This window comes from Nibribacter ruber (genome assembly GCF_009913235.1).
GTDB lineage: Bacteria > Bacteroidota > Bacteroidia > Cytophagales > Hymenobacteraceae > Nibribacter > Nibribacter ruber.
In genome coordinates this window covers 2,469,255-2,494,502 of the sequence record NZ_CP047897.1, presented here as the reverse complement: position 1 = coordinate 2,494,502, position 25,248 = coordinate 2,469,255, and the positions used below count along the sequence as shown (strand labels likewise).

Genomic DNA, 25,248 nt, shown 5'->3' with positions numbered 1-25,248 from the left:
GGAGCTCACTTTAACAACAATTTCAAAGAGATATGAAAAAAATTCTAATACTGATCATGACGATGCTGGCCACAGGAAACCTGTGGGCCCAGCACCGTCCCCAGTACTCACAATACATATTTAACCAGTTGGTCATCAACCCGGCGTACACCGGTACCAAAGAGCAGCTCACGGTTAACCTCTTCCACCGGCAACAGTGGGCCGGTTTGGAGGGAGCACCCAATACGCAGACGTTCAGCATTGACGGCTTAACTAAGAATAAGCGCCTGGGTCTTGGTTTCCACGCCACTCGTGATGAAATCCATGCCCAGAACCGCAAGAACTTTACCGTAGACGCATCTGTGAAGCTTCCGGTGAGTGCAGACGGGGTAATCAGTGTGGGATTGGGAGCCGGGGTGTCACACTACGCAGTGGATCCTAGCAAATACAACGTAGACGTTTCTGGAGATCCAACCCTGATCAATCAGAAAGAGACCACCTTCAGCCCAGACTTGAACATTGGCGTTTTCTACCACACAGAACGCTTCTATGCCGGGGTGTCCATTACAGACTTGCTGGGCATTGACGAAGACATCAACTATGACCCAGAGCGCCATTATTTCTTTACGGCAGGGTACGTGGCAGACTTAGGTGACAACATCAAGTTCAAGCCCAGCTTCCTGCTCAAAGACAATTTTGACGGCCCGTCTAACGTGGACTTCAACTTCTTCTTCCTGTTCAAAGAGCGCATTTGGTTGGGAGCCTCTTACCGTACGGGTATCAACATCTTCAAAAGCGACTTTGAAGGAAAAGGGTTAAACCACAGAGATGCCGTGGTAGCCATGACGGATATCTATATCACGCCGCGTTTTAGAGTGGGATATGCTTATGACTACACCCTGCACAACACCTTGAATGACCTGGCCACCCATGAAATATCTGTTGGATACACGTTCCTGCGCAACCAGCCTACCAAGATGGTAACGCCACGTTATTTCTAATTTAAAATCTGAATTGACTATGATCAATAAATACAAATCTTTATCACTGGCTCTTCTTCTGGCAGGTGGTTTGGTGGTGGGTGGCTGTAACTCTACCCGCAAAGCAGACCTGCATTATGAGAACTTTGATTATACCCTGGCCATTGAGGAGTACAAAGAAGCCTTTGCCTCAAAAGACCCCAACTTGCAGGGCGCCCAGCGCCTGGCAGACTCTTACCGCTTAACCGGCCGCACCAAAGAGGCCGAAGAGTGGTATGCCAAGGTAGTAGCCATGCCAGAGGCAGATCCTATCAACATCTACTACTTTGCAGAGGCGCTGCGCAGCAATGGCAAGTATTTTGAGGCCAAGACCCAGTACCAGAACTACGCCATGAAAGTGCCTGCCCAGGCAGCCATGGCCAATGCCAAGGCACAGGCCTCAGATGCAGCTCTTAAGCTTCTGGAAGAGCCAGCCTCTGCCGTGGTGGTCAATGAGACGGCCATCAACTCTGGCAATGCAGACTTCAGCCCGACGGTATATGAGAACGGCATCATCTTCGCCTCTGACCGTGGTGGCCCTAAGAGCAATGACAAAGACGTAGACGCCGGCACCTACGGCTGGACCGGCAGACCGTATCTGCAGATGTTCTACGCCGAGCGCAACCAGGACAGCACCTGGCAGCTGCCTACCATGGCCAGCGAGTCTTTGAACTCTCTATACCATGACGGCCCGGCGGTGTTGGACAGCTCCAATTCTACCATCTACTTCACCCGTACCCACATGGTGGAGATGAAGAACAAGAATGTGAACGTAGACCCTACCAGCTGGGTGAAAAAGCCCATGACCAATGACTACGTGAACCGTCTGGAGATTTTCTCTGCCACCCGCAGTGATAGTGGCGGCACGGCTACCTGGTCTGCGCCCAAGGCGTTCCCATACAACAAGGTGAGTGAGTATAGCGTGGGCCACCCGGCCTTGTCGCCAGACGGCAAAACCCTGTACTTTGTCTCTGACAAACCCGGCGGACAGGGCGAAACTGATATTTACTACACTGAACTGCAGCCAGACGGCAACTGGGGACAACCGGTAAATGCGGGCAACGTGATCAACACGGTGGGCAAAGAGATGTTCCCTTCTTTTGACAGAGCGGGCAACTTCTACTTCGCCTCAGACACGCACCCTGGCTTTGGAGGCCTGGACGTGTTCAGAAGCAAGGGCAGCCGTACTTCCTGGACCAAGCCAGAAAACCTGAAAGCACCAGTGAACTCTCCCAAAGACGATTTCGGGATGGCTTTCATGCAGAATGCCAAGAATGAGCCGGTGGGCTACCTGTCTTCTAACCGCGACAGCAACAACGGCACAGATGACATCTACAGCTTTAAGTTGTTGAGCAACGCCGTGTTGTTGGTGACTACCCTAGAAAGAGTGGCCCTGCCAAGCAAGCGCACCACCACTCAGCCATTGCCAGACGTACGTCTGAGACTGGCCATTAAAGGCAGTACAGACTCTACAGAGGCTTTCTCAGATCCTAACGGCGAATACAAGTACGGGGTCATGAAAGGCAACACGTATGAACTGGTGGGAGACAAGTTCGGCTTCTTAAAGCAATCGGCAACGGTCTCTATTGACACCACCAGCCTGTCTGACACTACCCGCGTGACGTTGATTTTTGACAAGAGCAAAGCCAACGTGGCCATTGCCCTGGAGAACATCTACTATGACCTGGACAAGTGGAACATCAGGCCAGATGCGGCGCTTGAGCTAGACAAATTGGTGCGTATCCTGCAAGACAACCCAAGCATCAAGATTGAGCTAGGTTCCCATACAGATGCCCGCGAAGGCTTAGGTTATAACCAATTGCTGTCTGAGCGTAGAGCCCAGTCGGCGGTGGAGTATTTGGTGAGCAAAGGCATTCCTAGAAACCGCCTTAGCTGGAAAGGCTACGGTGAGACCCGCCTGCGCAACGGCTGCGCCGATGGCGTGGAATGTACCGAAGAACAGCACCAGATGAACCGCCGCACCGAGTTTAAGATTAAATAGTAATTCTTGCTTCTAAAAAGTAAAAGGCCACCCTGCTGGGGTGGCCTTTTTTATGCTCGTTTTTGGCCTGTTTTCCAGAAATAAGGCTAAAAACGGAGGCAGCGCAGTCTGGGACTAGGTTAGGATGAGGGGGTTTGTATTCTGCTTGTAAAGCCGTTGCCAAATGGAAACTTTTGCCCTCTCACCTTAACCCTCTCCCAAAGGAGAGGAGGACTTTATCTAATAACATCTGGCGCGAGTCTCCAGACTCGTGACTTGGGATGCCGGTAGTCTCCCGACTACCCTCGCGGGCACCGCGAAACCAGCACGCATTGCCTTCTTCTGCTGATTTATCTTCTGAAGTTGTCATCCCCCTACCCCCTGCCAAGGGGACGAAATGCGTGTTTATGTAGAGACAATGGCACTGCCTTGTCTCTGACGCGTTTCTGGTTTTACCACCCCAATCCATCCTAAATTGGAAGGAAAGCTTTAGCATCTGCCTATGTAAATACCCCCCTTCTCCCCCCTCCAGGGGGAATCCGCGGCTTGAAGCGTTCTTGGCACAGACGCTCGCAGGTCTTCTGGACGCTACGAGGTCTTTTGAGTGCCTGCTGTTACAAGTTGTGAGTTTCCAAAACTCATAAGCTTCTTCGTTTTTGGCTTATTTTCCAGAAAATAGGCTAAAAATGTATTTTATAAAAAAGCCTCAGTGCACGCGCACTGAGGCTTTTAAGTAGCGCTAAGAATTAACGGTTGGCGGTAGCGCCTTCATTGGATCTGCTGGGCGGGTATTTTGCCAGAATCTGGGTAACCACGGCCTGTACTTTCTCCTGGGTCAAAGACTTTTCGCCGCCGGTAGTCTGCCCGGTGCCGCGCCAAACCAGCTCATTACTTTTGGCGTCTACAATATCCAGGATGATGGTACCGGCCTGATACTCTTGCACGGTAGTATTGTTGTAGAGCCTGTTGTAGGTATAGGCGTAGCGGTAACCGTACCAATACCCATACCCGATGGTAGGAATGCTCACATAGTCTGGTCGTACGCGTTGCATGTTTTCAATGGTCACGTCATAGGCCAAGAGCATGTCTGGTTGTTGACTTCCGGAAGCCAATTGGAACCCTCTACGATTCATCTCAGCTTCTACTGCGTTCTTAATGCGCTTGTCTAGGAACGTGCTGTAACGGCGGGTGGAGTCACTTTTGGCTACAGGTTGGTCTTGGTACCAGCGCCAGGTGCGGTATTGCGCAAAGTTGGTGGTCTTCTCATAATCAGAGGAAACAAGGATGGAAGGAGCACAGCCCGAAAAGCCTACAATCAACATGCTCATCGCCAACCCCACCATCGTCTTTAGGATGCTGTTTGGTAAGTTCATCTTCTGTTAGATTTATGTTTAGAATTAACAATGTCTCTATCTCTATCAATCAAGGAGTCAGGTAATTATGTATACGTTTTTGGAAACGTATCAGTCCTTTTAAGAGAAAAGACTTGCTAAAATATGAAGCAAAAACGATGCCTTTTTAGTAGCATTTACCTGCCATATTAGCAAAGAAGAGGAGGGATGAGAATGAGCTGAGATTTCAAACTTGCTTAAGCAAACAGGATTCTTGATAGCCGTTTTTGGCCTGTTTCCTAGAAAACAGGCCAAAAACGAAAGCGCCCGTTGCGGTGAGGCAACGGGCGCTTTCAGTAAGGTAAACTAAACGGTTATTACACCGCCGTCATTGGCTGGTCTTGCTCATTGTAAGCTTCTACCGGAGCGCAGCTACAAATCAAGTTACGGTCACCGTAGGCGCTGTCTACGCGGCTCACGGTTGGCCAGAACTTGGCAACTCTGGTGTATGGCACTGGGTACACTGCTTTCTCTCTTGAGTACGGCATGGTCCAGTTCTCGGCTAGGGCAATGTGGGCTGGGTGAGGCGCGTTTTTCAACACGTTCACTTTCTGGTCGGCTTTGCCTTCTTCTACCTCCGTGATCTCTGCTCTGATGGCAATCATGGCTTCGCAGAAACGATCCAGCTCGGCTTTGCTTTCGCTTTCTGTGGGCTCTACCATCAAGGTGCCTGCCACTGGGAAAGATACCGTTGGCGCATGGAAACCGTAGTCCATCAAACGCTTGGCAATGTCTTCTACCTCTACGCCTACTTTCTTGAAGGCGCGGCAGTCTAAGATCATCTCGTGGGCGCAACGGCCGTTGGTACCAACGTACAACACAGGGTAGTGCGGCTCTAAGCGGGCTTTGATGTAGTTGGCATTCAGGATGGCAATCTTGGTAGCTTCTGTCAAACCTTCACCACCCATCATGGCGATGTAGGCGTAAGAGATTGGCAGAATGCTGGCGCTACCCCAAGGAGCGGCAGAAACGGCATTGATGGCTTCTGGTCTACCCAAATCTACCACTGCGTGACCTGGCAAGTAAGGAGCCAAGTCAGCAACTACGCCAATTGGGCCAACGCCTGGTCCACCACCACCGTGAGGAATACAGAAGGTTTTGTGCAGGTTCAAGTGGCACACGTCCGCACCGATGTTGCCCGGCGAGGTCAAGCCAACCTGAGCGTTCATGTTGGCACCGTCCATGTACACACGGCCACCGTAATTATGGATGGTTTCGCAGATTTCTAAGATGCTTTCCTCATACACGCCGTGGGTAGAAGGATAGGTTACCATTAGGCAAGACAAGTCGTCTTTGTGCTGCTCGGCTTTGGCTTTCAGGTCGGCTACGTCAATGTTACCGCGCTCATCGCACTTCACAATTACCACTTTCATGCCGGCCATTACCGCAGAAGCTGGATTGGTGCCGTGGGCTGATGAAGGAATTAGGGAGATGTTACGGTGATGATCACCTCTAGCCTCATGGTATGCTCTAATCACCATCAAACCGGCGTACTCACCTTGGGCACCTGAGTTAGGTTGCAGAGAAACAGCAGCAAAACCAGTCACTTCGCATAGCCATGCTTCCAGGTCTTTGAAGATTTGAGCGTAGCCTTTCGCTTGGTCTGCTGGGGCAAATGGGTGCAAAGAACCAATCTCTGGCCAGGTCACCGGAATCATCTCAGCGGTGGCGTTCAGTTTCATGGTGCAAGAACCCAACGGAATCATGCCGTGCGTCAAAGAGAAGTCTTTGTTTTCTAAGTACTTCATGTAGCGAAGAATCTCGCTTTCTGAGTGGTACTTGTTGAACACTTCATGCTGTAGGTAAGAAGACGTTCTGATCAATGACTCTGGCCACTGGATGTCCACTTGCTCAGGCAATTCGGTCATTTCCAACTCAGCGGTTGGTTTTCCGGCTACTTTTGAGAAAACAGCCAAAATCGCTTTTACATCCTCTAGGTCAGTGTTTTCATTCAAGGAGATGCCTACATTATGAGAGTCTGCGAAGTAACGGAAGTTGATCTCAGAAGTCTCAGACTCTTGCTTGATGGCAGATTGCAACTCAGTGCTCTCTACTCTAATCTGAAGAGTGTCAAAATAGTTGTCATTGATTTGCTCAAAGCCCAGACGCTCTAGACCTTTCTCCAAGATCTGGGCTAGGCTGTGGATGTTCAGACCAATGTATTTCAAGCGACGCGGTCCATGGTACACGGCGTACATACCAGCCATCACGGCCAATAATACCTGCGCAGTACAGATGTTAGACGTGGCTTTCTCTCTTCTAATGTGCTGCTCACGGGTCTGCAAGGCCATACGATAGGCTTTGTTACCATAGGCGTCTACAGAAACCCCAATGATACGGCCCGGGATGGAGCGCTTGTATTCTTCTTTGGTAGCGAAGAAACCGGCGTGCGGTCCGCCATAGCCCATTGGTACGCCAAAACGCTGCGAAGAACCTACCACTACGTCAGCGCCCATTTCGCCGGGGGCTTTCAATAAGGTCAAGCTCATCAAGTCAGCGGCCACGGCCACCAGCATGTCTTGGGCGTGCGCCTGAGAGATGAAGTCTGTGTAGTCAAACACCTCACCGTTGGCGGCCGGGTACTGCACCAGCGCCCCGAAGATGGTGTCATCCTCCAAGTTCACGTCCAGGTGATCGCCTACAATCAGTTCAATGTTCAAAGGCGTGGCACGCGTAATCAACACGTCCAAGGTCTGCGGCAATACCTGCTCAGAGACAAAGAAGCGGGTGGCGTTCTTTCTGGAGCCTTTGCGTAGCGCGTACAGCATGTTCATGGCCTCAGCAGCGGCGGTAGCCTCATCCAGCAAAGACGCGTTGGCAATCTCTACGCCGGTCAGTTCAATCACCAGGGTCTGGTAGTTGATCAAGGCTTCTAGACGACCTTGGGCAATCTCGGCTTGGTACGGCGTGTAAGCGGTGTACCAGCCTGGGTTCTCCAGAATGTTCCGCTGGATGACCGGTGGCAAAATGGTGTCATTATAGCCCAAGCCAATGTAAGACTTGTACAGCTTGTTCTGCTTGGCAATCTTAGAGAACTTGCGCAAGAAGTCGCGCTCCGTTAAGGCAGAGGGCAAGTTCAACGGTTGTTTTAATCTAATGGCAGCAGGCACGGTCTCATCAATGAGCTGGTCCAAAGAATCTGCGCCAATGGCTTGCAACATTTCCTGTATCTGTTCTTTGACAGGTCCGTTGTGGCGTTCTTTGAAAATGTCTGCAGGTTTGGTCTTAAATATCATGTGAGGTATGTATTAAGAGTAGAAATGGAATCTTTGCTCTGAAAACAGCCGTCAGGCTCAATTCATTACACAAAAGTACAGGTTAATATTCACTATTTACACCCAGACCTCCTAAATTGCAGAGACAGCTGGGCGTCTTTGGCCTGTTTGTGACGTTCTTTTTTGATTTGCACCTCAAACCAGGAGTAGAATCCTCCTTAAAAGCATATGACAAGATTAAAGCTAGGCGTTTTAAGAGAAGGCAAGGTGCCTGTAGACAAGCGTGTTCCCCTTTCTCCCAAGAAGTGTCTGCAGGTGTTGCAGGAGCACCCCAAGGTGCAGCTGGTAGTACAACCCAGCCCGCACCGGTGTTTTAAAGACCAGGAGTTTACAGACCTGGGCATACCGCTGCGCGAAGACCTGAGCAACTGTGACGTGCTGTTTGGCGTGAAAGAAGTGCCCATTGACCAGCTCATTCCCAACAAGACCTATTTCTTTTTTTCGCATACCATCAAGAAACAACCTCATAACCAGAAACTACTACGGGCGGTTTTAGAAAAAGGCATCACCCTCATAGACTATGAGCTCATCACCAATGAAAAAGGAGAGCGCGAAGTGGCCTTCGGGCGCTGGGCCGGCATTGTGGGGGCCTACAACGGTATTTTGACCTACGGTCGTAAATGGAACCTCTTTGACCTGAAACCAGCCCACGAGTGCCTGGATATGATGGACATGGAAGAGGAGTTTTTCAAGGTGCGGTTTCTGCCCAACATCAAAATTGCCGTGACGGGCGGCGGCCGCGTGGCGCTAGGCGCCATTGAGGTATTGCAGCGCATGGGCATCAGGCAGGTGACCGTGCCGGAGTATCTAAACAAAGAATTCGCGGAGCCCGTGTTTGTGCAGCTGCGGTCTTCAGACTACCACCATAAGCCAGGAGCAACCGCCTTTGAGACACAGGATTTCTACCAGCACCCAGAGCGCTACCAGTCCACCTTCTTGCGGTTTGCCAAAGTAACGGACCTGCTCATGAGCTGCGCCTACTGGAACCCGGCCGCGCCCGTGCTCTTCACCAAAGAAGACATGCGGGAGCCAGATTTCAAGATCAACACCATTGCAGACATCAGCTGCGATGTGGACGGCCCCATTCCCAGCACCAAGCGCGCGTCTACCATAGCAGAACCGGCCTATGACTATAATCCCTGGACCACGGAGCTAGAGCCGGCGTATGCTTCCACTAAAAACGTGACGGTGATGGCGGTAGACAACCTGCCCTGCGAACTGCCCAGAAATGCCTCGGTAGACTTTGGACGCCAGCTGTTGGCCCACGTCATGGGACCTTTGGCGAACGGCGACACGGAAGGGATTCTGGCCAGAGCCACCATTGCCAAGGACGGAGCGCTCACAGAACGGTACCAGTACCTGCAGGATTACGCCATGGGTACACTGGCAGACAACAAGTAGGGGAAAATTCTAAAGAGCGGGAGAAAAAGAGCCTTCAGGGGTGGTGAACACGCTGCCTTTGAAGTTCTTCTTGCTGAACCACGTAAGGGCCGCCGCCAGGTCATCTACATATTTTAGCTTGAAGCTGAACGCCATGTAAGAAGCGTACACCATGTGCCGCAGGCTCAACTGCTCCAGCTCATGGATAGACTCCAGCACGGCCACTTTCTGCAACGGCGACTCCAACAGCCTGGGCAGGAACTCATCTGTCATCCAGTCATAGTCCTGCAGCGCCATGGGCCAGAGGTCTTTGGTGTTGTAAATGCAGAACTGCGTCTGGGAGGCCGTAATCAATTGGAGGGCATGTTCCAGTGTCTGCCTGAAAACGGAACTAGACACCAGTCCTTTCCACTGCAGATGCAATACCTTCTGGGCATTGTTCTGTGAGATGATGGCGGCGGGTGAGGAGAAGGTAACAATCACTTAAATCTTCTTCAGATCATGGCAGGGGATGCACAAAGGTAGGAGTAAACTCTTTTATTGGCACTATTCTATCAAATAATATAATTTTATGATTTGCCTAGAAAACGCGTAACGTATTAATACCTAGTGAGAACGCGTAATATTATAGATTTTATCCTTTAGAATCTTCTTTAATAAATACTCTTACGCAGAAGCATATCATTTGCTGGAAGTTCGGATGGGACTTTGTCGTTTTTGGGCTGTTTTCCAGAAAACTGGCGAAAAACGAAACCAGGGAAAAGAGTAGGGAAAGGACTTAGCAGCATGCACTAAAAAGAAGAAGCCCCGGCAGAAGAATGTTCTGCCGGGGCTTCTTACTAGGTATCCCGTAAGCGGGTTATTGGTTTACTTTATCAGCTACGCCGTCATTGACAGTAGTATCCTGTACGGTTACGGTGTCTTTGCTTTCCAGCGTGTTGTCTACTTCGTCACCGGCATTTTCCATAGCGTTGCCAGCCTCGTCTCCGGCGGTTTCAACAGTGTCTTCTGCTTTTTCAGCAGTTTTAGAATCACAAGAGGCAAACCCGAAGGTAAGCGCCAATAAGGCCGCCGCCGCTACTCTGGTTACTTTTTTCATAGTCTCTGTTTTATTGGTTTTGGGAAAGGTATACGTGAAGCTAACACATAAAGATTAAAAATGCGCTATCCTCCTGAAAACCATTTACTTTTATTCCTTCGTTTTTGAGCTGTTTCCCAGGAAAAAGCCCAAAAACGACAGATGAGCAATGCCGTATTTTTTTGGCAGGCCGTTCCCGTAAGAGACAGTTTTTAGTAGCGGTTCTGCCTAAGTAGGTTAGGCAGGCATGAGCTGACTTTGCCGGTAGAGGCCGTCCAGAGGTTGTTTGCCAATGCGCAAGCCAAAATAGGCGGCATCTTCAGACACGTTCCAGATAATGTCTGTGATCTGGGCCGTCATGCCCTTGGGTTGCTGAGCAGGGCGCACAAACTCGCCAAACGTGAAGGGAAGCGGGGTAATGGGCGCGTAAAAGTCTGGGCGTACCTTGAACTCCTCGTCGCCGTAGCGCAGCAGGTACCAGCCGTTCAGTTCGCTTACCTTCTCAAACACCTTGTTCTGCGGTTCCAGAGACTCAAACTCATGGCGGTTGGCCGGATGGATGGCCGCATAGCCATACCCCGCAAACCACGGATACACTCCAAACTCAATAGACTTCTTGGGCATTACTAATTAAATTTTTGGGCTACTTAAATCTTCTTCTTAAGAAGAAAACCAAGGCGATGAGAGTTCCCAGAACCAGTAGGGTGAGCAAGGTTTTAGTGTCTGTAGCAGAAGGTACCTCGCTGCCATAGGCATAGGCCAGCCCCCAGAACATGACGTTCAAAATCACCAGTACAAACAAGATGGCCAGCAAGGTGTTGAACAGAGTCCTCATTGTGCAGGCAGCTACTTACAGTACAATACCCATGTCTGCGGCCGTCTGCAAAACAATCTCGCGCGCGTAGTTCTTCTGAATGATCAAGTCACCGGTCTGGCTGTAGTGTGTGATGGTGCTTTGGTCCAGGAGTAGCGGCGTGGCATAGGCACCATAGGCGTCTATGAGGGCCTTTTGCACCAGGCAGAGCTGGTCTTTGCGGGCTTCGGTCTCTGGGGTCTTGAACCGGGGCGGGTACGGGTTAGATGGTAACCGGTTAGGAATCTGCCGTTTCTTGGCCTCCTGCAGTGAGCCGTTGAGCAGGCGCTGCAGCTGGGCCTCATAGCGGTCTTGCTGCAATCGGCCGTGAACGCCGCGCGTGTGGTGCAGCCACTGGTTTAGATCCTGGCTAGGGTCATTGAGCAGCGCCATGAGTGCAGCAGTATTGATGACCTGCCCGGCCGGAATGTTCCATTTCTGCGCTAGCTCATCCCTGAAATCATAAATCGGTTTTAAGATGAACTGCTGCAGGTACGTGAGCCGCTGCGGAAACTTTATCTTCAAATGCGGGTCTGTGGGCGTGGAGAAAGTAATGGATTCCAGCAGTTTGTCTTCCTCTGCCAGCCAGTGCAATCGTCCCAGGTCCGCTACCTTGCCCAGCATCTTTTCCTTGAGCGGGTGCAGGTGCAGCACGTCCAGGGCGGCGTACTCCAGTTGTTTCTTGGTAAGGGGCCGAAGCGTCCAGTTGCTCATCTGCTGTGACTTGTCCAGGTTAAGACCCAGTTCTTCTTCCAGCAGGGTGCCCAACGCCGCCTTGGCGTAGTTGAGAATCTTGGCGGCCACGGCGGTGTCAACCAGGTTGCGCACCTGGCAGCCCAGCATGCTCAGGAGCATGAGGTCATTGTTGGCGTGGTGGAAGATTTTGACAATAGCCGGGTTCTCCAGCACGTCCCAGAGCGGTTGCAGGTCTTCTAAGGAGAAAGGATCTATCAGAAAGCAGGCGTGCCCGTCAGAGATCTGAATAAGGCAGAGCGTGAAGCCGTACGTATAATGGTGTTGGTCAAATTCTAGGTCCAGGGCCAGTTCTGGTCTTTGGCCAAGATGGGCAGCTGCCTCAGACAGCGCCTCTGCCGTATCCACCACGTAAACGGGTCTGCCCTCTAAGACAAATGCAGGTTGATTCATAACGTTCAAATGTACCAAAGATTTGGCACTTTGCTTGAGACGTTGAATGGAAAGTCTGCGTTGTCGTTTTTGGCGTATTTTCCGGAAAATACACTAAAAACGCCGGCTCCCTGTTGTAAGCAAGAAGAAGCCGGCGTTTTATGGGCTTGTTTAAAGTTTGATGTGCTAAGCAAAAATTACAAGAGTAAGGAGCTTTTCAAATGGTTTTCCTCATCATGACGGCGATTAGATGAGAATTTCAAAAGTTCTTATTCTGCCATTTTGCAACTCAAAAGACACATTCAACCCAACGCGTGGCGCATAAGTCTTGGCAAGGGTTATTCCAATACAAAGCTTACCTCAACTGAGGACGTGATGATGATCTGCCCGGCGGCCAAGGTAGTGCCGCTGGCGTCTCCGGCCATAGACTCGGCCATCATGCGCTGGCTGGCCATTTTTCCGTAGATGGGCATAGGACCCTGGCCACCTTCGTTGATGTTATACACCCGGCCCACCTTGGCGCCCAGGTCGCCGGCCAGTTGGTTTGCTTTCTGCTTGGCTTGTTGCACGGCCTTGCTGCGCGCCTCTTCCTGGTACTTGACAAGCTGGCTGCTGGAATACTGAATGCCGTCCACGCGGTTAGCACCTGCCTTGTAGGCGCCGGCCATCACCTCGTCAAACTTGTCTAGCTTCTTAAGGGTGACAGACATAGTGCGGGTGGCCATGTAGAACTGGGGCGTGCTCTGGCCATACTCACCGGTGTACATGGGTTGCAGAGACAGGTACGTGGTCTGGATTTGTTTTTCGTCAATGCCGCTCTTTTTCAGGTAGGCAATCAACGCCGAGGTGCGCTGGTCGGCTACTCGCCGGGCATCATCCAGGGTTTTCTCCCGCACCTCCACGCCAATCATGAACGTGAGCTGGTCTGGTTGTACCTTCACCTCACCGGTGCCGGTAACGGTCACCAACGGCGGAAGAGCGGTGGTCTGGGCTTGGCTTTGCATAGATAGTAAGAGGAAAAGGACAATGCTAAAAAGGGGAAATAGCTTTTTCATAGTGTTTTTATAATGTACCAACGGGCAAACGCAAGGACCATGCCGAAGTTTCCTTGCACCAGTACAACGCAAGTAACCACCGCGGTGGTGTATTTACGCAGCTTTGGTTTGTATCTTTGTCCCAGCGTTTACCATTTCCTTAGCTTTATGCAGCAGCAACACCTGGCCATTTATGACCCTTTTGAGAACATGCGGTTCGGGTACCGTATCTGTTTTCTGTGCGGCAACACCATCACTCCAGACCAGACCGCCCAGGTGTTTCCAGAGTGGCTCATGCAGGAATACGGCATCACAGACCGCCCTTTGCAGATGCTGGACCAGAGCGTGGTGCAGTTTCAAGAGCTGCAGGTGCCCTGCTGCCGCCGGTGCCAGACCCAGTACGTGCAGCCCCTGGAGGACCAGGTGCAGGAAGCCGCCCAAAGAGGCGTGGCCGGCTTGCGCGCCCTGGACCCGGCCCTGCTGTTCCAGTGGCTGGGCAAGATGTTCTACGGCACGCTCATCAATGAACTCATCAAGGAACAGGACCCGCTCATCAAGCCAGAATACGCCGTGAGCGAGCAGCCCAAGATGCTCATGAAGTTTCAGGCGTTCTTCAGGGTGCTGCAGTCCATTAGAGTGCCCATGACATTTGCAGATTTTCTGCCCGGCTCCATCTTTGTAGTGGAGGTAGACGCCGCCGCAGAGCCCAGCCGCTTTGAGTTCAGGGACGACCTCACCACCATGATGATCAGTCTGCGGCTGGACAACGCGCTCATTGTCTGCTGCCTGCTGGACAATGAGCTGCTCAAGCGGGCCATGCGCCGCGTCTGGGCCGAGGTGGAGCCCAGAAAGCTACAACCCATCCAGGCCGCCGAGTTCAGTGCCCGCGTCTTCTACGGTGCCTACCTGCTCAACGTCATTCCAGATTACCTGCCGCGCCCCGTAAAACCCCAGGACGAAGTGGTGGTCATGGACTCCTTGATTGATGATATTACGGATGTGATCTTCAACCCTTGGGAGAACAGCGCCTATGCCAAGATGCTGGCGCTTTCCTGGGCCCGCTGGGGCGTGACCCAGCAAGACATCCTCAAAGACACTGAGGCCCCCATGAGCATGCTCTTTACGCCCGCCGGCGAGTTCATAGAATTCCCAGAGATACCAGAACAGAAGTAAGAAGGCATTGGCCTGACGGGAGACATCTTTCCCTGTCTGCGGTCGTTTTTGGCTTGTTTTCTCAGAAACAGGCCAAAAACGACCGCATTTCTTTTTAGGCGCAAAGCCATCTGGTTTAGGAAAGCGCCGCAGTAAGTTCTTGAGAACAAACCTCTCTACCAGACCTGCGTACTCAAGGGAGTGGCCTTGTGGCCTTTCTAACCTAAACTAATAAAACTATGGCTGAAATTAATGTTGAACGGAAAAAGCGCTCTGGCTGGATGTGGCTGATCATTCTGCTGGTGTTGGCAATCATTGGCTACGCGCTCTACAAATACCTCAACGAAGAGAACAACACCGCTGAGTACAACGGCGCGCCCACCTCTTTCGTGCTGCCTCTGTCACCTTACTACAATGGCAGTGTTTAATCTTCTCACCTAGAAAAGAAAGAGACATGGCAACGAATAATGACTACTCAAAGGGAGTGCGCCTGCGCCCTTTGCATAAACTGAGCAACTTTAAAGTAGCAGACAACAACCTGGACGTGCGCGGCTGGGAGGTGATTGGGTCAGACGGACGCCGCATTGGCAAAGTAGACGACCTCATCGTGGACCAGACCCTCATGAAAGTGCGCTACCTGGACGTAGACGTAGACCCCAACCTGCTGCTGCCTGACACTGATGACCGCCATATCCTGGTGCCCATTGGCGCGGCCCACCTAGACGAGTCTGCCGATGAGGTGCGGGTAACCGGCCTGGAACTGGCCGGCTTGTCACGCTATCCTTTTTACCGGGGCGGCGAGGTGACGCCAGACTATGAATACCGCGTGCTGCACGCGGTGACCAGTCCTACCACCTCGTTCATGACTACGTCTTCGCACACTACGCCGCCAGATGATGACTTCTATGAGCATGAGTCTTTTGACGACAGCCGTTTCTACCAGACACGCCGCCACCAAGATGACTACCTAGACCAGAGAAGCTCCTCAACCAATGCAGACATGAACCATGATAGGCATTCAAATGTGGGCTCTTCGTCAAACATGGGTTCTCCTTCTTCAGCGGGCATGGCGGGCAACAGCGCCATTGACGGTGACATTGCCACCATTGAGCGCCTCAAGCGCATGCTGGATGAAGGCACCATCAACCATGACGAGTTCACGGCTCTTAAAAGGAAAGCCCTAGGCTTGTACTAGTTTTGCCCTGATCTGGGGAAAACTGCCCAAAAACGAAAAAGAAGAAGGCGAACCATCTGGTTCGCCTTCTTCTTTTTATATGCTTCTCAACATGATTACGGATAGTTGTTGGTGGCGTCTGGCATGTCCAGGTAACTGGCAGAGGGATGGTACAGATGGCCTACCGTTGCATTGGTGCCAGGTTGGTGCTGGAAATGTGGTTGGGCCGGCCAGCGTTTCCGCTGCCTGGACACCCGCCCGTTGCGGCGGTTCTTGGCCAAAGAATACGCGGCCATGCCGGCCAAGGCAACCAGCCCCGCGGTGGCCAGCACTTTGGGCACGGTGTTCTTAACCGTTGGCGGCAGTTCTACCACGCCCCGCTCATCTGTGATGGCGGGGTTGCCCACGTAGCGCCCTTGGCTAGGAACGGCCAGTTGGTCAAACAAACGCGCCAGGTCAGACAATTCCCGTTCTAGCTGCTCGCCTTGCATGGGCAAACCGTGTCCGCTGGCCGCCACCAAAGGGCGCAAGCCGGCTAATTTCTGTACAGAGGCGCGGGCGGCATCCCAGTCTGGCGTAAAATACGCTGGCGGTCCACAGACTTCTTTCTTCTGGGTGAGCACCGCCATGGCAGACTCTGGTTTACGGGTCACAAAGGCATCGCCTACCAATAGCACGCGGTCCCGCTCCCTGAAGAAAGAAACGTGTCCTGGTGAGTGGCCCGGCGTTTCCAGCCATTTCCATTCTGGGGCAAACGGCACGGAACCATCCGGCGGAAGCGTCTCCAGCCTGCCATGGAACGTAATGGGTTTCTTGGGATACATGAACGACATATAGGCCATGCCGCCGCCGCCCACGCTGGAGTCTGGCGGAGGGTAGCTGGACAAACCGGTCAAATACGGCAGCTCTAGCGGGTGCGTGAACACCGGCACGTTCCAATAGTCTGCCAAGGTCTGCAGGGCGCCCACGTGGTCAAAGTGCCCGTGCGTGAGCAAAATGGCCTTGGGCGGGTTGGACTTGCCAAACTTTTCTTCGGCGGCTTTTCTGATGCGGTCTGCCGAGGCGTACAAGCCTGCGTCTACCAACACCCAGGAGCCGTCTGGGTTCTCCACAAAATAGAGGTTCACAAAGACAATCTCCATGCCCATGATGCCTGGGGCCACCGGAAAGGTAGACTGCTGTTTCTGCTGTAGTACTTGCTGAATCTGATCTTGCATAGACGTCTGGTTTAGGTGAGAAATCAGCTGTCTAGCCGGCCAAATACACTTTGCTCATCATGGGTGTCATGGCGGGAGTTGGCGTCGCCGTCGGTTGACTTTCCGCCTTGGCCGCCCTGGCTGTTGCCCGGTTGCTGACCGCCCTGCTGGGCGCTGGCGTTGTCTTTGGCGCCCGCGCCGGGCTCCTCGTTTTTGTTCTGCTTCATGTCCTGCTGTGAGGAGTTGCCTCTGGGCAGTTTATCGTCCAGATTCAGGTTCTGGGCTTTGTTCTCTTCTTGTGCCATCGTTTTATGGATAAGGTGAGTATTGTACACGTAACTGGCTAAGCCAGATTTAAATGTACGTTCCTGAAAAAAAGAGGGTGCCCCGGAATAAGATAATTTGTACCGCCGCGTTTTGGAAGTTGGAAAACAGTTCGTATTATAGACTTGTTATAACCAAAAGGCAGCCCCTAAACTTGGCGAGGATTTTGCAAGAGAAAGAGTAGGGGGCGAGTGACCTGCCGGAATTTTTTACACCTGTTCACCGTTTATACGTCATGGTAAATTTGATCTATCCACCCAGCTATATGGCCGTTTATGCGAAATGCATAGATGCTACACCGCCCGCCTTTGATCCAGAGGAATGGATTGAGGAAGGGCATATTTACACCGTTAAGCATTTTACAGAGCCTTTAAACCAGGAAGAGGGCATGGCCGTGACCATCATTGATGAGTCTGGCGATGAGATTCACCCTAGCCCCTCACACTGGAGCTTCTCCTCTAACCGCTTTGAGTTGTTCTCTGTGTTCCTGAACTAGGCGTTTTTAGCCTGTTTTCCAGGAAATACCCCAAAAACGGAAGGGGCTGACCACATTGGTCAGCCCCTTCCGTTTTTTTTATGGAGTAGCGGCTTAAAAGAAGAAGCCGGCTTTGATTAAAGGTAGTTTGTCTTCCTCTGAGACGGTGTAGCCCAGGGAGATGACTACTTGGTTGACCGGGGCAAACCAAACGCCACCGCCATATCCCGTGTGCCAATCTTTGGAGTTCTCGCCGTCTACCCACACGCGGCCCACGTCATGGAACCCGAACACGCCCACCGTGGCCGGGAACAGGTACGTGGTAAAGGTGAACAACCGCAAACGGGCCTCTGTGTTGTTGTAAAAAGACGTCTGACCGGTGAACCTGGTTCTTCTATAGCCACGCAAAGTGTTCAAGCCGTCCAAGTGCTGGCCCTGGAAGAACTCAAAATCATCCCCGAAGGTATGCCCGCCGCCAAAACGCGTGGCCAAGGTCAGCTTGAAAGGAATGCGCACGGTCTGGTACAAAGACAGCTCTGAGTTAATGCGCCCGAAGTCCTGAGACGTGGCCTTGGTTCCTTTCATGAGGTCTGCGCCAATGACCCAGTGCATGCCTTTGGCCGGCAGGGCTGCCACGTCTCTAGAGTCCAGTTCATATTCCAGTCGGGCGCCCGCATAGGCTTTAGGGTCATTGTAGTCTGTGTACCGTTTGTCTGAGGTGGTCAGCGTAGAAAGGAAACGCTCTGGCGTGCGCTCAACATTCACCGCCTGATAGGCAGGTCCGGCAAAGAACGTGGCGTGTTCTCCTAACTTTCGGCCCGCCAAGGCATTCACGTACAACTGAGAAGAGCGGTAGCGGTAATACTCAATGTCAATGTCTGGATTGTATTCGCTCTCATTGCTGAAGCCAAAGAAGTTGTCTGAGAAGCCCGGCGACTTAAAGTTGACGTTCAGCTTTAAGTCCAAGCCTAAGCGCACGCGTGTGAAATGCCCCGCATAATCCACCAAAAAGGACCGGGTGGCAAACGCGTAGCTGCCCACCAGACGGTGGCGCATGGCAAAAGGCTGCTTCTGAAAGCCCTGTTTCTCCAGCAGAACTCCGCCGCCTAATAAGAAACCATCGTCTCGGTTAAACTGGAAAGAGGCCAGCGGACCCAAATAATCATACTTGTAGCTAAGGCGGTCATAGGTAGGCGTTGGGCGGTGCCGGGTGAGGTTTCTGGCTTCGGTGCCCGCCTGAATAGTGATGCCGTCTGGCTGGTCATAGATGTAGGTGAGCCGGCGCAGGCCTTCTACGTTGGAACTGTCTATGACCTGGTCCTGGCCGTTGCCGCCAATAATACGCACCCTAATGCCCTCCTGGCCCTGACCTTTCACCACAAAATGGTCATTGCCGCCCAAACCGTACAGACGCACCTCGTCTGTTTCTGCGGGGAGAAAACGACGCTGGTAGATTCTGTCCTTGGGAGAATAGGCGGTAGTGGCAGAGTCTTTCTTGAACACAGAGACAACGGTGGTACCGTCTTGCTGGCGCTGTACTTCAAAGAACTCGGCCTCATCTGTGCCGGCCACGTCTACCTGCTTGGCCAGGAATTCATAGTAGTCCTCGGCGTCTCTTCTAATGTAAGCGCGGCGGGCTTTCAAGGTGCTGGCTAATCTCTGGCCTGAGATTTTATAGATGTTATCGGGCAGCTGGCGCACGGCATTGTCAATGGCCTCATCTGTGAAGGAAGCCTTTACACTGTCTGCCATGGCTATCCAGTCAGCACGCTCCAATCCTGTCAGAAAACTGCGGTCAAAATTGCGGTTGTTGAAGTTGAAGCCCTCAATGTCTCTTAGGCTCTCGTCAAAACCCTGCACCTTGGGGAGAATCCATTTCCGGCTGGCAATGTTAGGAATCACGCCCTGGTTCACGAAGAAGGCCTGGTCGCGGTCCCTTGGGATGGCTTTGTAGACTTTGCCTTTGCCGTCTTTCTTGAACTCGGCCCAGCGCCACTGGTCGTCATGGCGGTCCCAGTCAGCGATGAAGAAGTCAAACAGGCGCGCCCGCAAGAGGCTCATCTGGTCTACCTGGTCATTTTGGTCCTCACGGGTGTTCTCCAGAACTTTGTCTGTACCCACCACGTTCTTGGCGTTGCCCATGCTGGCCACGTCAGACATGTCCTCGTCGGGGCGTTCTTCAAACAGGCCTATGGTGTTGGCAAACCCTTTCAGGTAGCGGCCAAAGCGCGGATCATTGGGTATGGCGAAGTACTGCGGATTGGTATGGTATACGCCCGCGGCGTCTGCCAAAGGCGTCACTACCAGAGAACCATACGGATGTGAAGCCGAGATCTGGTCCTTCACCACATCGGCGGCAATGGTTTTTCTGAACACCGCCGGCAGGGCCGCATCTGGGTATTTTTCTACGGAACGCAGCACGTACTGGCGGCCGGTGCTGTCTTCCAGGCGCAAAGAAACGGTCTGGAAACCACCCCCGCGCTGTACCACCTTTAATCCGCCTTTCTGTGCGCCAATATCAAAAAGCGGCAACGTAACGGGCGTGCTCCACTCGGGCCGATAGTTAGTGCCCAGCAGCCATTCCCTGAACTTGCTGGCTTTGTACACCTGGCTGGCCGGCAGCGTAGCAGTCTTACCCGTAAAGCTCAGGTTCATGTTTTGAATCTTCTCCTGCAGCTGCTTGGTGGTGGGTTTCTGTGACAGTTTGGCTCTGTAGGCTACCTGTCCCTGGGCACTGTTCACGTCTGAGGCAGTCCAAATCTCCAGCCAGGTTTCTCCGTTGGCCAGATACAAGATTTTAGCGAAGCCGGGCGTGTTGGAAGCATACGCTGGGTGGGTATCCTTTACCGGTTTCATGTTAGAGGCGCCCAGGCCGGTGCTCACGTAATGAATGCTGTCCTTGGTGCGGTGCTGGAGCGCCGGCGAGTTGCCTTCGGCGTGAATGAGGCCGGCATGCTCTGTGTACATCTGGGCTAACTGCCGGTGCATGAGCTTGTACTCCAGCCCCTTCATCTCCGGCGAAACGCTCATGATCACCAACAGGTTCTTTTCTTCATTGCTGCGCAAGACGTCATCTACGGCAGCCATGGTGGCGGTGCCGCCCACAGTCTCACAGCCCCGCATCTCCTCTTTGTCATCCATGCGGCGGTTGGGCATAAGCCACTGGGTGTCCAATAGCAGCAGGTGCACGTCATCGGTGACGGCCAGTTCTGTAGGGCCGGGGCAGGCGTTCTCTGGTAGGATTAGTTTGTCGTTGCCCAGCACCTGAGACAGATAGCGCTCCTGGTTTCTCACTTCCTGCACTACCTTGCCCTTGGCATCATGTTCGCCGGGCATTACTACCACTTTGCCTTCAAAACCCTGCAGGTACTGGAGCTGCGCGCGCAACTTTTCTTCCAGGACAGGTCTGTCTGGCGCAGCCACACCAGGCAGCGTAGCCGGCTGAAAGGGATTGCCAATGAATACCAGCGTACTTTTTTTGCCTGCTTGTTGCAGTTGCGTTTGTAGTAGTGGCAAAGGCGCAGCAGAGGTCTGGTTGGGAGCCCATCGGCCGGCCAGAAGCACGGTATGCGTTACCTCAGAGGAAGGCAGGGAAGGCGTTTGTGCCCAACCTCTCACTGGAAGCAGGGTGCACGTGACAATCGATAATCGGACTACCCAGCGGGGTAAGTGTATTCTCATAATCAGGATGGTTCTGGTTCTAGGGTTGGCGTGTCGTTTTTAGGCTGTTTTCTGGAAAATCTGGCAAAAACGCCTCTGCCCCGAACCCAAATTTTGAAGGCCTTACCGGCCATATTTGCCGTGTTTACGCAGGTTGGGGGGCTTTGGGTTGGATAATCACAGAACGCTGGGCCAGATGCGGTAGAGGTGAGGCACGGAATTGGGAAATGCGGCGCGGTAAAGGGAATATTTACAGGCTTTTGCGTGTTCTGTATCGGTAACCGTACCCTATGCCCGTACTAGAGAAAACCCTTAGGAGAGCCGTGGTAGAACTACCCGCTTCCAGAAAAGACAAATTGCTCTTGCAACTGCTTTCCGGCAACCCCATTCTACAGGAACAAATGGCCTTTGAGCTGCTGGAAGGCGAAGACGCAATGGCTACCCGGCGTGCCGCCTTGCAGGCCCACATTCAAACCCACACCAAAGGCTTTTACTACAACGCCTCTGAGCTTTTAATTTGCCTGAGACAAGTCTGCCCGCTGCTGGCCCATCATGTAAAAATCACGGATGACCTGGAAGGTGAAATTTGGTTGTTGCTGCAGTTGCTACAGGAGACGTTGACCTATCAGAAAGAACACTTGCATACACTGAGCGGCGCCAATGAAGCGCTGGGACAGTTCCTGGCCAAGCGCGCAGAGGAAGTTGTACAGAAGCTAGCCAAGCTGCATGAAGACCTGCACGTAGAGTTTGAGGACGAGGTAAATGCAGTGTTGCCTTTACTGCACAATTCAGCGGCGGGTTATGCGGCTAGAAAGCTGGGACTGCCGGTTAGGTGGAAATGAGGTCAGGTGGGATAGTTTACAATTGAACTGGTTTTACCCGACCTTGGCATATTTGCTGGAAAGACTAATCTATGCTGCCCAGGAATAACTATCTGGTACGCCTTCATGCAAGGCCTTAATCGCAAACAGGCAGCCGGCCAAGTCTTGTTGTAGTTGGCATTCCCAGATAACCAGTACCTGCCAGTTAGCGGCTTTTAGTTGAGCGCGATGCCTCTGGTCTCTTGCTTGGTTTTTGGCAAATTTCTCTTCCCAGAAAGTGGTGTTGGATTTAGGTAAAGCGGGCTGACAGTGCGGACAGCGGTGCCAGAAACAGCCGTGCACGTAAATGGCCAGTTGGCGGCCGGGGTAACAGATGTCCGGCTTGCCGGGAGCGTGTTTCCAGTGCAGTCTATAGCCGCGCAGACCCGCTTGCCACAAAGCTTTTCGTAAGGTAACCTCAGGCTGGGTATTTTTGCTTTTGTTGGCCCGCATGTTCTTGCTCACACGCTCTTGGGCCGTTAAGGGAGGCGTGGCGGGCAGGCGGTATTTCTTTTTCTTTTTACGGGGCTTCTGCATAATAAGGAGCGGTAAGAAGTAAACCCCTGCCACGCGTAGAGAGTGCCCGATTAGCCATCAAAATTGACGCTTTTGTCGTTTTTGGCCTATTTTCTAGGAAAAAGGCCAAAAACAGAAGGCCCCGTTTGCTCAAGCAAACGGGGCCTTCTGTTTTTGTGAGAAGCCTACGCTTAGTCGTGTATTTCCTCTGCGTCTGCAAACTGATGACCAGAGTAGTTGACCAGCACAATGGCCCCAATGGCCACAGCCGCCACGGCCAGGATCATCTGCATCGGGCTCATTTTCTGTCTGGTTCTCAAGAGCAGCTTGCCAGCGTCTGAAAGCAGTTCTGGCAAGACGTCGTGCTTGCCCTGGTACACGTGCATGATAGATTCAACCGTGCGAGCCAGGTCTTTAGGCTGCACCAAGGCAGAAGAGGTGTTAGTTGATTGTTCCATGATGGTAGTTTCTGAGTTTGCGTGAATAAAGAAGTCCCGGCCTATGCACCTGAAAGGGCGCGGGCCAGGACTTTTATACGCAAACGCGTCAGCTTGGATGAGGCAAAAACAGATTATGCCACCTGGCCACCCGCAGAACGCACGGCTTCGTTGATTTTCTCAATGATCTTGTCTGGGCTGAACATCATGCTGGCCGGGAAACTCACCCCCACATTGTTGATGTGCAGCGTCTGGGCTCCCTCTTCATAGGCATAGTCAGCGGTGACGCCTTGTTTAGAAACTCTTCCGTTGGTGCCTTGCAGCTCAATGCCGGCGGCGCCCAGTTTGCTGCGCAGGTTGTTGTATAGTTCAGGGGTGATTCCGGTGTAAGTAGCGCTATTTGCCATGGTATCAGTTTTTTAAATGGATTGGAACAATGTAAACGCAGGATTTTGCTACAAGGTTAGTGCCCGCGCCGATTGGTTAAAGATAGCGTTTTTAGGCTATTTTCTGAAAAAGAAGCCAAAAACGCTCCGTACTTCTGCTAACCTTTGAGGTATTTTTAAGGTAAAGCGGTTCAATTACGTATGAAGTGTTTACCATGAGGAAGCTTTTTCTGGCCCTAGTATTCTTGATCTTACTTTTTGGGGTGGCCAGCTACTTCTTTGCCCACGAGTCTGCACCCAGCGTGCTGCAGTCTGGTGATTTCTTTGGAGAAAACCGCCATTTGCAGGCCATGCCAGACAGCGTGATTGCCAGCGCCGGCGCGCATTACCAGACCAGTAAAATAGGCGAATTCTTTCTAGGCAAGCATTACCGGCCTGTTTGGGCGGCCCAAGTAAAGGCCAAGGTGTTTCATATGGATGAAATGGCTGGCGGCCTGCGCATAGAGAAACTGGGCGGCGGCATGCAGACCACCAGCCTCACCCTCACAGATTCTACCGGCCACCGCTGGGCCCTCCGGTCCTTGGACAAAGACCCTATTAGCGTGTTGTCTCCTTTCTGGCGCAAGACCTTTGTGGGCAGCTTCGTGCGGGACCAGGTGTCTGCCACCAATCCGTACGCGGCGCTGGTGGTGGCCCCGCTGGCCGAGGCCCTCGGCATTTTTCACCCTACGCCCAGGTTGGTGTTCGTGCTGCCTTCAGACAAGAGTTTCAAACAATATTCAGAGCTGTTCAGCAACCGCCTTTTTTTAATAGAGGAAAAGTATACGTCCAAGGCATCTCTCACCAAGAAATTTGGGGCAGCCACAGACCTGGTGGAAACCGAAGATGTGTTGCAGCGCCGTTATGCGTCTCCGCACCATAAGATAGACCAGTGGGCCTTTGCCCGTGCGCGCCTGCTAGACCTGCTGGTGAGCGACTGGGATCGGCATGAGGGACAATGGGACTGGGCCGAGTACAAGCAAGGCACCGAGACCTGGTACAAACCCATTCCCAAAGACCGTGACCAGGCCCTCTGCTGGTATGATGACGGGTTGCTGCCCTGGCTGGCCACGCGCAAGTTTGCCGCCCGTAAGTTTGAGTCTTTCCATCCCGCGTTCAGAGACGTGTTTGGGCTGACCATCAACGCTTCTTTTCTGGATGCCCGCGCGCTCTCAGAGGTCTCCTTGGCAGATTTCAGGCGGATAGCCCGCGAGCTGCAGATGTCGCTCACAGATTCTGTGCTGCAGACCGCCGTACGCCAGCTTCCGCCGTCTGTGTATGATTTGGTAGGGCAGGAAACGTATGAAACCCTTAGAATCAGGCGCCAGCAACTTGCCAAGGTGGCAGATGAGTATTACCATATCCTGGCCAAACAAGTGATAGTGGCCGGCTCAGATGAGCCAGAGCGCTTTCTGGTGCAGCGTCTTGCGCAGGGCAGGACCGTGGTAGAGGTCTATAGATTGAATGAAAACGGCGTCAATGCGAGTAAGAACTACAGCAGAACGTTTTTCGCCAGTGAGACAAGTAAAATAGAATTGCACGGCCTGGGCGGTGATGACGTCTTTGATATAAAAGGCGATGTGCTGGTGGGCTCTACCTTGTATGTGTATGGAGGCAAAGGCGTTGACGTGGTAACGGATAATTCTTCTGTAGAAGGCTGGCGAAAGAAAACGGTGGTCATTGATGGTAAAGCCAACGTGAAAGTGGCTAAAAGCGAGGAGACAGACGTTCAATTATCTGAAGGAAAAATTGAAACGCTCATTAGGTTCAGAGATAAATAAAGGGCCCTTGCATTCTGAGGAAGCTCTTTCCATGGGAATTTATCTTTTCCTTTAGTATTGCGTACAGAAATGGTGCGTCTCTTTAGAGGGTTATAGATATTGCGGCCATGTCAGCTATCATTTGATAATCATC

23 protein-coding genes are annotated in these 25,248 nt (G+C 52.4%); 9 read left to right on the top strand and 14 right to left on the bottom strand.

Annotated elements, in window-relative coordinates:
• Positions 1 to 32 precede the first annotated feature (32 nt).
• Complete coding sequence (locus GU926_RS10460) at positions 33 to 980, top strand: PorP/SprF family type IX secretion system membrane protein (RefSeq protein ID WP_160691584.1); 948 nt, start codon at positions 33 to 35, stop codon at positions 978 to 980.
• A 19-nt stretch (positions 981 to 999) separates the two neighbouring features.
• Positions 1,000 to 3,000, top strand: coding sequence for an OmpA family protein (locus GU926_RS18660; protein WP_160691582.1), 2,001 nt, complete (start codon positions 1,000 to 1,002; stop codon positions 2,998 to 3,000).
• 725 nt (positions 3,001 to 3,725) lie between these two features.
• On the opposite strand, the gene GU926_RS10450 is transcribed toward GU926_RS18660, so the two are convergent.
• Together GU926_RS10450 and gcvP are read right to left on the bottom strand one after the other, a co-directional pair.
• Positions 3,726 to 4,352 carry a DUF4136 domain-containing protein gene (locus tag GU926_RS10450; RefSeq protein WP_160691580.1) on the bottom strand — a complete coding sequence of 209 codons (627 nt, stop codon included), beginning with the start codon at positions 4,350 to 4,352 and terminating at the stop codon, positions 3,726 to 3,728.
• A 335-nt stretch (positions 4,353 to 4,687) separates the two neighbouring features.
• Positions 4,688 to 7,606: an aminomethyl-transferring glycine dehydrogenase gene (gcvP, locus tag GU926_RS10445; RefSeq protein ID WP_160691578.1), complete on the bottom strand. Its 2,919-nt coding sequence runs from the start codon at positions 7,604 to 7,606 to the stop codon at positions 4,688 to 4,690.
• Between the two features lie 207 nt (positions 7,607 to 7,813).
• Between gcvP and GU926_RS10440 the strand changes: the two genes are divergently transcribed.
• Positions 7,814 to 9,046 (top strand): NAD(P)-dependent oxidoreductase, encoded by a 1,233-nt coding sequence (locus tag GU926_RS10440; RefSeq protein ID WP_160691576.1) that lies wholly within the window; start codon positions 7,814 to 7,816, stop codon positions 9,044 to 9,046.
• A 9-nt stretch (positions 9,047 to 9,055) separates the two neighbouring features.
• On the opposite strand, the gene GU926_RS10435 is transcribed toward GU926_RS10440, so the two are convergent.
• The 6 genes from GU926_RS10435 to GU926_RS10410 all read right to left on the bottom strand — a co-directional run bounded on the left by GU926_RS10435 (position 9,056) and on the right by GU926_RS10410 (position 13,136).
• Positions 9,056 to 9,508 carry a hypothetical protein gene (locus tag GU926_RS10435; protein WP_160691574.1) on the bottom strand — a complete coding sequence of 151 codons (453 nt, stop codon included), beginning with the start codon at positions 9,506 to 9,508 and terminating at the stop codon, positions 9,056 to 9,058.
• Between the two features lie 376 nt (positions 9,509 to 9,884).
• Positions 9,885 to 10,124 carry a hypothetical protein gene (locus tag GU926_RS10430; RefSeq protein ID WP_160691572.1) on the bottom strand — a complete coding sequence of 80 codons (240 nt, stop codon included), beginning with the start codon at positions 10,122 to 10,124 and terminating at the stop codon, positions 9,885 to 9,887.
• Positions 10,125 to 10,340: 216 nt separating this feature from the next.
• Entirely contained in the window at positions 10,341 to 10,727 is a 387-nt protein-coding gene (locus GU926_RS10425; RefSeq protein WP_160691570.1) for a DUF6960 family protein, read from the bottom strand.
• 19 nt (positions 10,728 to 10,746) lie between these two features.
• A complete protein-coding gene (locus GU926_RS10420; RefSeq protein WP_160691568.1) occupies positions 10,747 to 10,938 on the bottom strand; it encodes a hypothetical protein in 192 nt (63 codons plus the stop codon).
• A 15-nt stretch (positions 10,939 to 10,953) separates the two neighbouring features.
• Positions 10,954 to 12,102: a ribonuclease D gene (locus GU926_RS10415; protein WP_160691566.1), complete on the bottom strand. Its 1,149-nt coding sequence runs from the start codon at positions 12,100 to 12,102 to the stop codon at positions 10,954 to 10,956.
• 317 nt (positions 12,103 to 12,419) lie between these two features.
• Positions 12,420 to 13,136: an SIMPL domain-containing protein gene (locus tag GU926_RS10410; protein ID WP_160691564.1), complete on the bottom strand. Its 717-nt coding sequence runs from the start codon at positions 13,134 to 13,136 to the stop codon at positions 12,420 to 12,422.
• A 147-nt stretch (positions 13,137 to 13,283) separates the two neighbouring features.
• Here GU926_RS10410 and GU926_RS10405 point away from each other — a divergent pair, with 147 nt between their 5' ends.
• The 3 genes from GU926_RS10405 (at position 13,284) to GU926_RS10395 (ending at position 15,462) form a co-directional block, all read left to right on the top strand.
• Positions 13,284 to 14,288, top strand: coding sequence for a hypothetical protein (locus tag GU926_RS10405; protein ID WP_160691562.1), 1,005 nt, complete (start codon positions 13,284 to 13,286; stop codon positions 14,286 to 14,288).
• Positions 14,289 to 14,506: 218 nt separating this feature from the next.
• Positions 14,507 to 14,695, top strand: a complete 189-nt coding sequence (locus tag GU926_RS10400) for a hypothetical protein (protein WP_160691560.1) — start codon at positions 14,507 to 14,509, stop codon at positions 14,693 to 14,695.
• A gap of 26 nt (positions 14,696 to 14,721) precedes the next feature.
• Positions 14,722 to 15,462, top strand: a complete 741-nt coding sequence (locus tag GU926_RS10395) for a PRC-barrel domain-containing protein (protein ID WP_160691558.1) — start codon at positions 14,722 to 14,724, stop codon at positions 15,460 to 15,462.
• Between the two features lie 95 nt (positions 15,463 to 15,557).
• Here the strand turns inward: GU926_RS10395 and GU926_RS10390 are convergent, their stop codons facing one another.
• Together GU926_RS10390 and GU926_RS10385 are read right to left on the bottom strand one after the other, a co-directional pair.
• Positions 15,558 to 16,658 carry an MBL fold metallo-hydrolase gene (locus GU926_RS10390; RefSeq protein WP_232058292.1) on the bottom strand — a complete coding sequence of 367 codons (1,101 nt, stop codon included), beginning with the start codon at positions 16,656 to 16,658 and terminating at the stop codon, positions 15,558 to 15,560.
• A gap of 23 nt (positions 16,659 to 16,681) precedes the next feature.
• Positions 16,682 to 16,942 (bottom strand): hypothetical protein, encoded by a 261-nt coding sequence (locus GU926_RS10385; protein ID WP_160691556.1) that lies wholly within the window; start codon positions 16,940 to 16,942, stop codon positions 16,682 to 16,684.
• A 254-nt stretch (positions 16,943 to 17,196) separates the two neighbouring features.
• Here GU926_RS10385 and GU926_RS10380 point away from each other — a divergent pair, with 254 nt between their 5' ends.
• The gene (locus GU926_RS10380) at positions 17,197 to 17,457 is read left to right on the top strand and encodes a hypothetical protein (protein ID WP_066506404.1); all 261 of its coding nucleotides are present in this window, start codon (positions 17,197 to 17,199) and stop codon (positions 17,455 to 17,457) included.
• Between the two features lie 93 nt (positions 17,458 to 17,550).
• Here GU926_RS10380 and GU926_RS10375 read toward each other — a convergent pair whose 3' ends face one another.
• Entirely contained in the window at positions 17,551 to 21,117 is a 3,567-nt protein-coding gene (locus tag GU926_RS10375; protein WP_160691554.1) for a BamA/TamA family outer membrane protein, read from the bottom strand.
• A gap of 269 nt (positions 21,118 to 21,386) precedes the next feature.
• On the opposite strand from GU926_RS10375, the gene GU926_RS10370 reads away from it, so the two are divergent.
• Positions 21,387 to 21,938, top strand: a complete 552-nt coding sequence (locus GU926_RS10370) for a hypothetical protein (protein WP_160691552.1) — start codon at positions 21,387 to 21,389, stop codon at positions 21,936 to 21,938.
• Between the two features lie 69 nt (positions 21,939 to 22,007).
• Here the strand turns inward: GU926_RS10370 and GU926_RS10365 are convergent, their stop codons facing one another.
• The 3 genes from GU926_RS10365 to GU926_RS10355 all read right to left on the bottom strand — a co-directional run bounded on the left by GU926_RS10365 (position 22,008) and on the right by GU926_RS10355 (position 23,316).
• Positions 22,008 to 22,493 carry a very short patch repair endonuclease gene (locus GU926_RS10365; RefSeq protein ID WP_160691550.1) on the bottom strand — a complete coding sequence of 162 codons (486 nt, stop codon included), beginning with the start codon at positions 22,491 to 22,493 and terminating at the stop codon, positions 22,008 to 22,010.
• Between the two features lie 170 nt (positions 22,494 to 22,663).
• Positions 22,664 to 22,930: a hypothetical protein gene (locus GU926_RS10360; protein WP_160691548.1), complete on the bottom strand. Its 267-nt coding sequence runs from the start codon at positions 22,928 to 22,930 to the stop codon at positions 22,664 to 22,666.
• 113 nt (positions 22,931 to 23,043) lie between these two features.
• Positions 23,044 to 23,316: a hypothetical protein gene (locus GU926_RS10355; RefSeq protein WP_160691546.1), complete on the bottom strand. Its 273-nt coding sequence runs from the start codon at positions 23,314 to 23,316 to the stop codon at positions 23,044 to 23,046.
• A gap of 194 nt (positions 23,317 to 23,510) precedes the next feature.
• Here GU926_RS10355 and GU926_RS10350 point away from each other — a divergent pair, with 194 nt between their 5' ends.
• On the top strand, positions 23,511 to 25,115 hold the full coding sequence (locus tag GU926_RS10350; RefSeq protein WP_160691544.1) for a hypothetical protein: 1,605 nt from the start codon (positions 23,511 to 23,513) through the stop codon (positions 25,113 to 25,115).
• Positions 25,116 to 25,248 lie beyond the last annotated feature (133 nt).

What these genes read in the sequence shown, in the direction of transcription:
- GU926_RS10460 (WP_160691584.1), top strand. Translation starts at nt 33, where the DNA reads ATGAAAAAAATTCTAATACTGATCATGACGATGCTGGCCACAGGAAAC.
- GU926_RS18660 (WP_160691582.1), top strand. Translation starts at nt 1,000, where the DNA reads ATGATCAATAAATACAAATCTTTATCACTGGCTCTTCTTCTGGCAGGT.
- GU926_RS10450 (WP_160691580.1), bottom strand. Translation starts at nt 4,352, where the DNA reads ATGAACTTACCAAACAGCATCCTAAAGACGATGGTGGGGTTGGCGATG.
- gcvP (WP_160691578.1), bottom strand. Translation starts at nt 7,606, where the DNA reads ATGATATTTAAGACCAAACCTGCAGACATTTTCAAAGAACGCCACAAC.
- GU926_RS10440 (WP_160691576.1), top strand. Translation starts at nt 7,814, where the DNA reads ATGACAAGATTAAAGCTAGGCGTTTTAAGAGAAGGCAAGGTGCCTGTA.
- GU926_RS10430 (WP_160691572.1), bottom strand. Translation starts at nt 10,124, where the DNA reads ATGAAAAAAGTAACCAGAGTAGCGGCGGCGGCCTTATTGGCGCTTACC.
- GU926_RS10425 (WP_160691570.1), bottom strand. Translation starts at nt 10,727, where the DNA reads ATGCCCAAGAAGTCTATTGAGTTTGGAGTGTATCCGTGGTTTGCGGGG.
- GU926_RS10420 (WP_160691568.1), bottom strand. Translation starts at nt 10,938, where the DNA reads ATGAGGACTCTGTTCAACACCTTGCTGGCCATCTTGTTTGTACTGGTG.
- GU926_RS10415 (WP_160691566.1), bottom strand. Translation starts at nt 12,102, where the DNA reads ATGAATCAACCTGCATTTGTCTTAGAGGGCAGACCCGTTTACGTGGTG.
- GU926_RS10410 (WP_160691564.1), bottom strand. Translation starts at nt 13,136, where the DNA reads ATGAAAAAGCTATTTCCCCTTTTTAGCATTGTCCTTTTCCTCTTACTA.
- GU926_RS10405 (WP_160691562.1), top strand. Translation starts at nt 13,284, where the DNA reads ATGCAGCAGCAACACCTGGCCATTTATGACCCTTTTGAGAACATGCGG.
- GU926_RS10400 (WP_160691560.1), top strand. Translation starts at nt 14,507, where the DNA reads ATGGCTGAAATTAATGTTGAACGGAAAAAGCGCTCTGGCTGGATGTGG.
- GU926_RS10395 (WP_160691558.1), top strand. Translation starts at nt 14,722, where the DNA reads ATGGCAACGAATAATGACTACTCAAAGGGAGTGCGCCTGCGCCCTTTG.
- GU926_RS10390 (WP_232058292.1), bottom strand. Translation starts at nt 16,658, where the DNA reads ATGCAAGATCAGATTCAGCAAGTACTACAGCAGAAACAGCAGTCTACC.
- GU926_RS10385 (WP_160691556.1), bottom strand. Translation starts at nt 16,942, where the DNA reads ATGGCACAAGAAGAGAACAAAGCCCAGAACCTGAATCTGGACGATAAA.
- GU926_RS10380 (WP_066506404.1), top strand. Translation starts at nt 17,197, where the DNA reads ATGGTAAATTTGATCTATCCACCCAGCTATATGGCCGTTTATGCGAAA.
- GU926_RS10375 (WP_160691554.1), bottom strand. Translation starts at nt 21,117, where the DNA reads ATGAGAATACACTTACCCCGCTGGGTAGTCCGATTATCGATTGTCACG.
- GU926_RS10370 (WP_160691552.1), top strand. Translation starts at nt 21,387, where the DNA reads ATGCCCGTACTAGAGAAAACCCTTAGGAGAGCCGTGGTAGAACTACCC.
- GU926_RS10365 (WP_160691550.1), bottom strand. Translation starts at nt 22,493, where the DNA reads ATGCAGAAGCCCCGTAAAAAGAAAAAGAAATACCGCCTGCCCGCCACG.
- GU926_RS10360 (WP_160691548.1), bottom strand. Translation starts at nt 22,930, where the DNA reads ATGGAACAATCAACTAACACCTCTTCTGCCTTGGTGCAGCCTAAAGAC.
- GU926_RS10355 (WP_160691546.1), bottom strand. Translation starts at nt 23,316, where the DNA reads ATGGCAAATAGCGCTACTTACACCGGAATCACCCCTGAACTATACAAC.
- GU926_RS10350 (WP_160691544.1), top strand. Translation starts at nt 23,511, where the DNA reads ATGAGGAAGCTTTTTCTGGCCCTAGTATTCTTGATCTTACTTTTTGGG.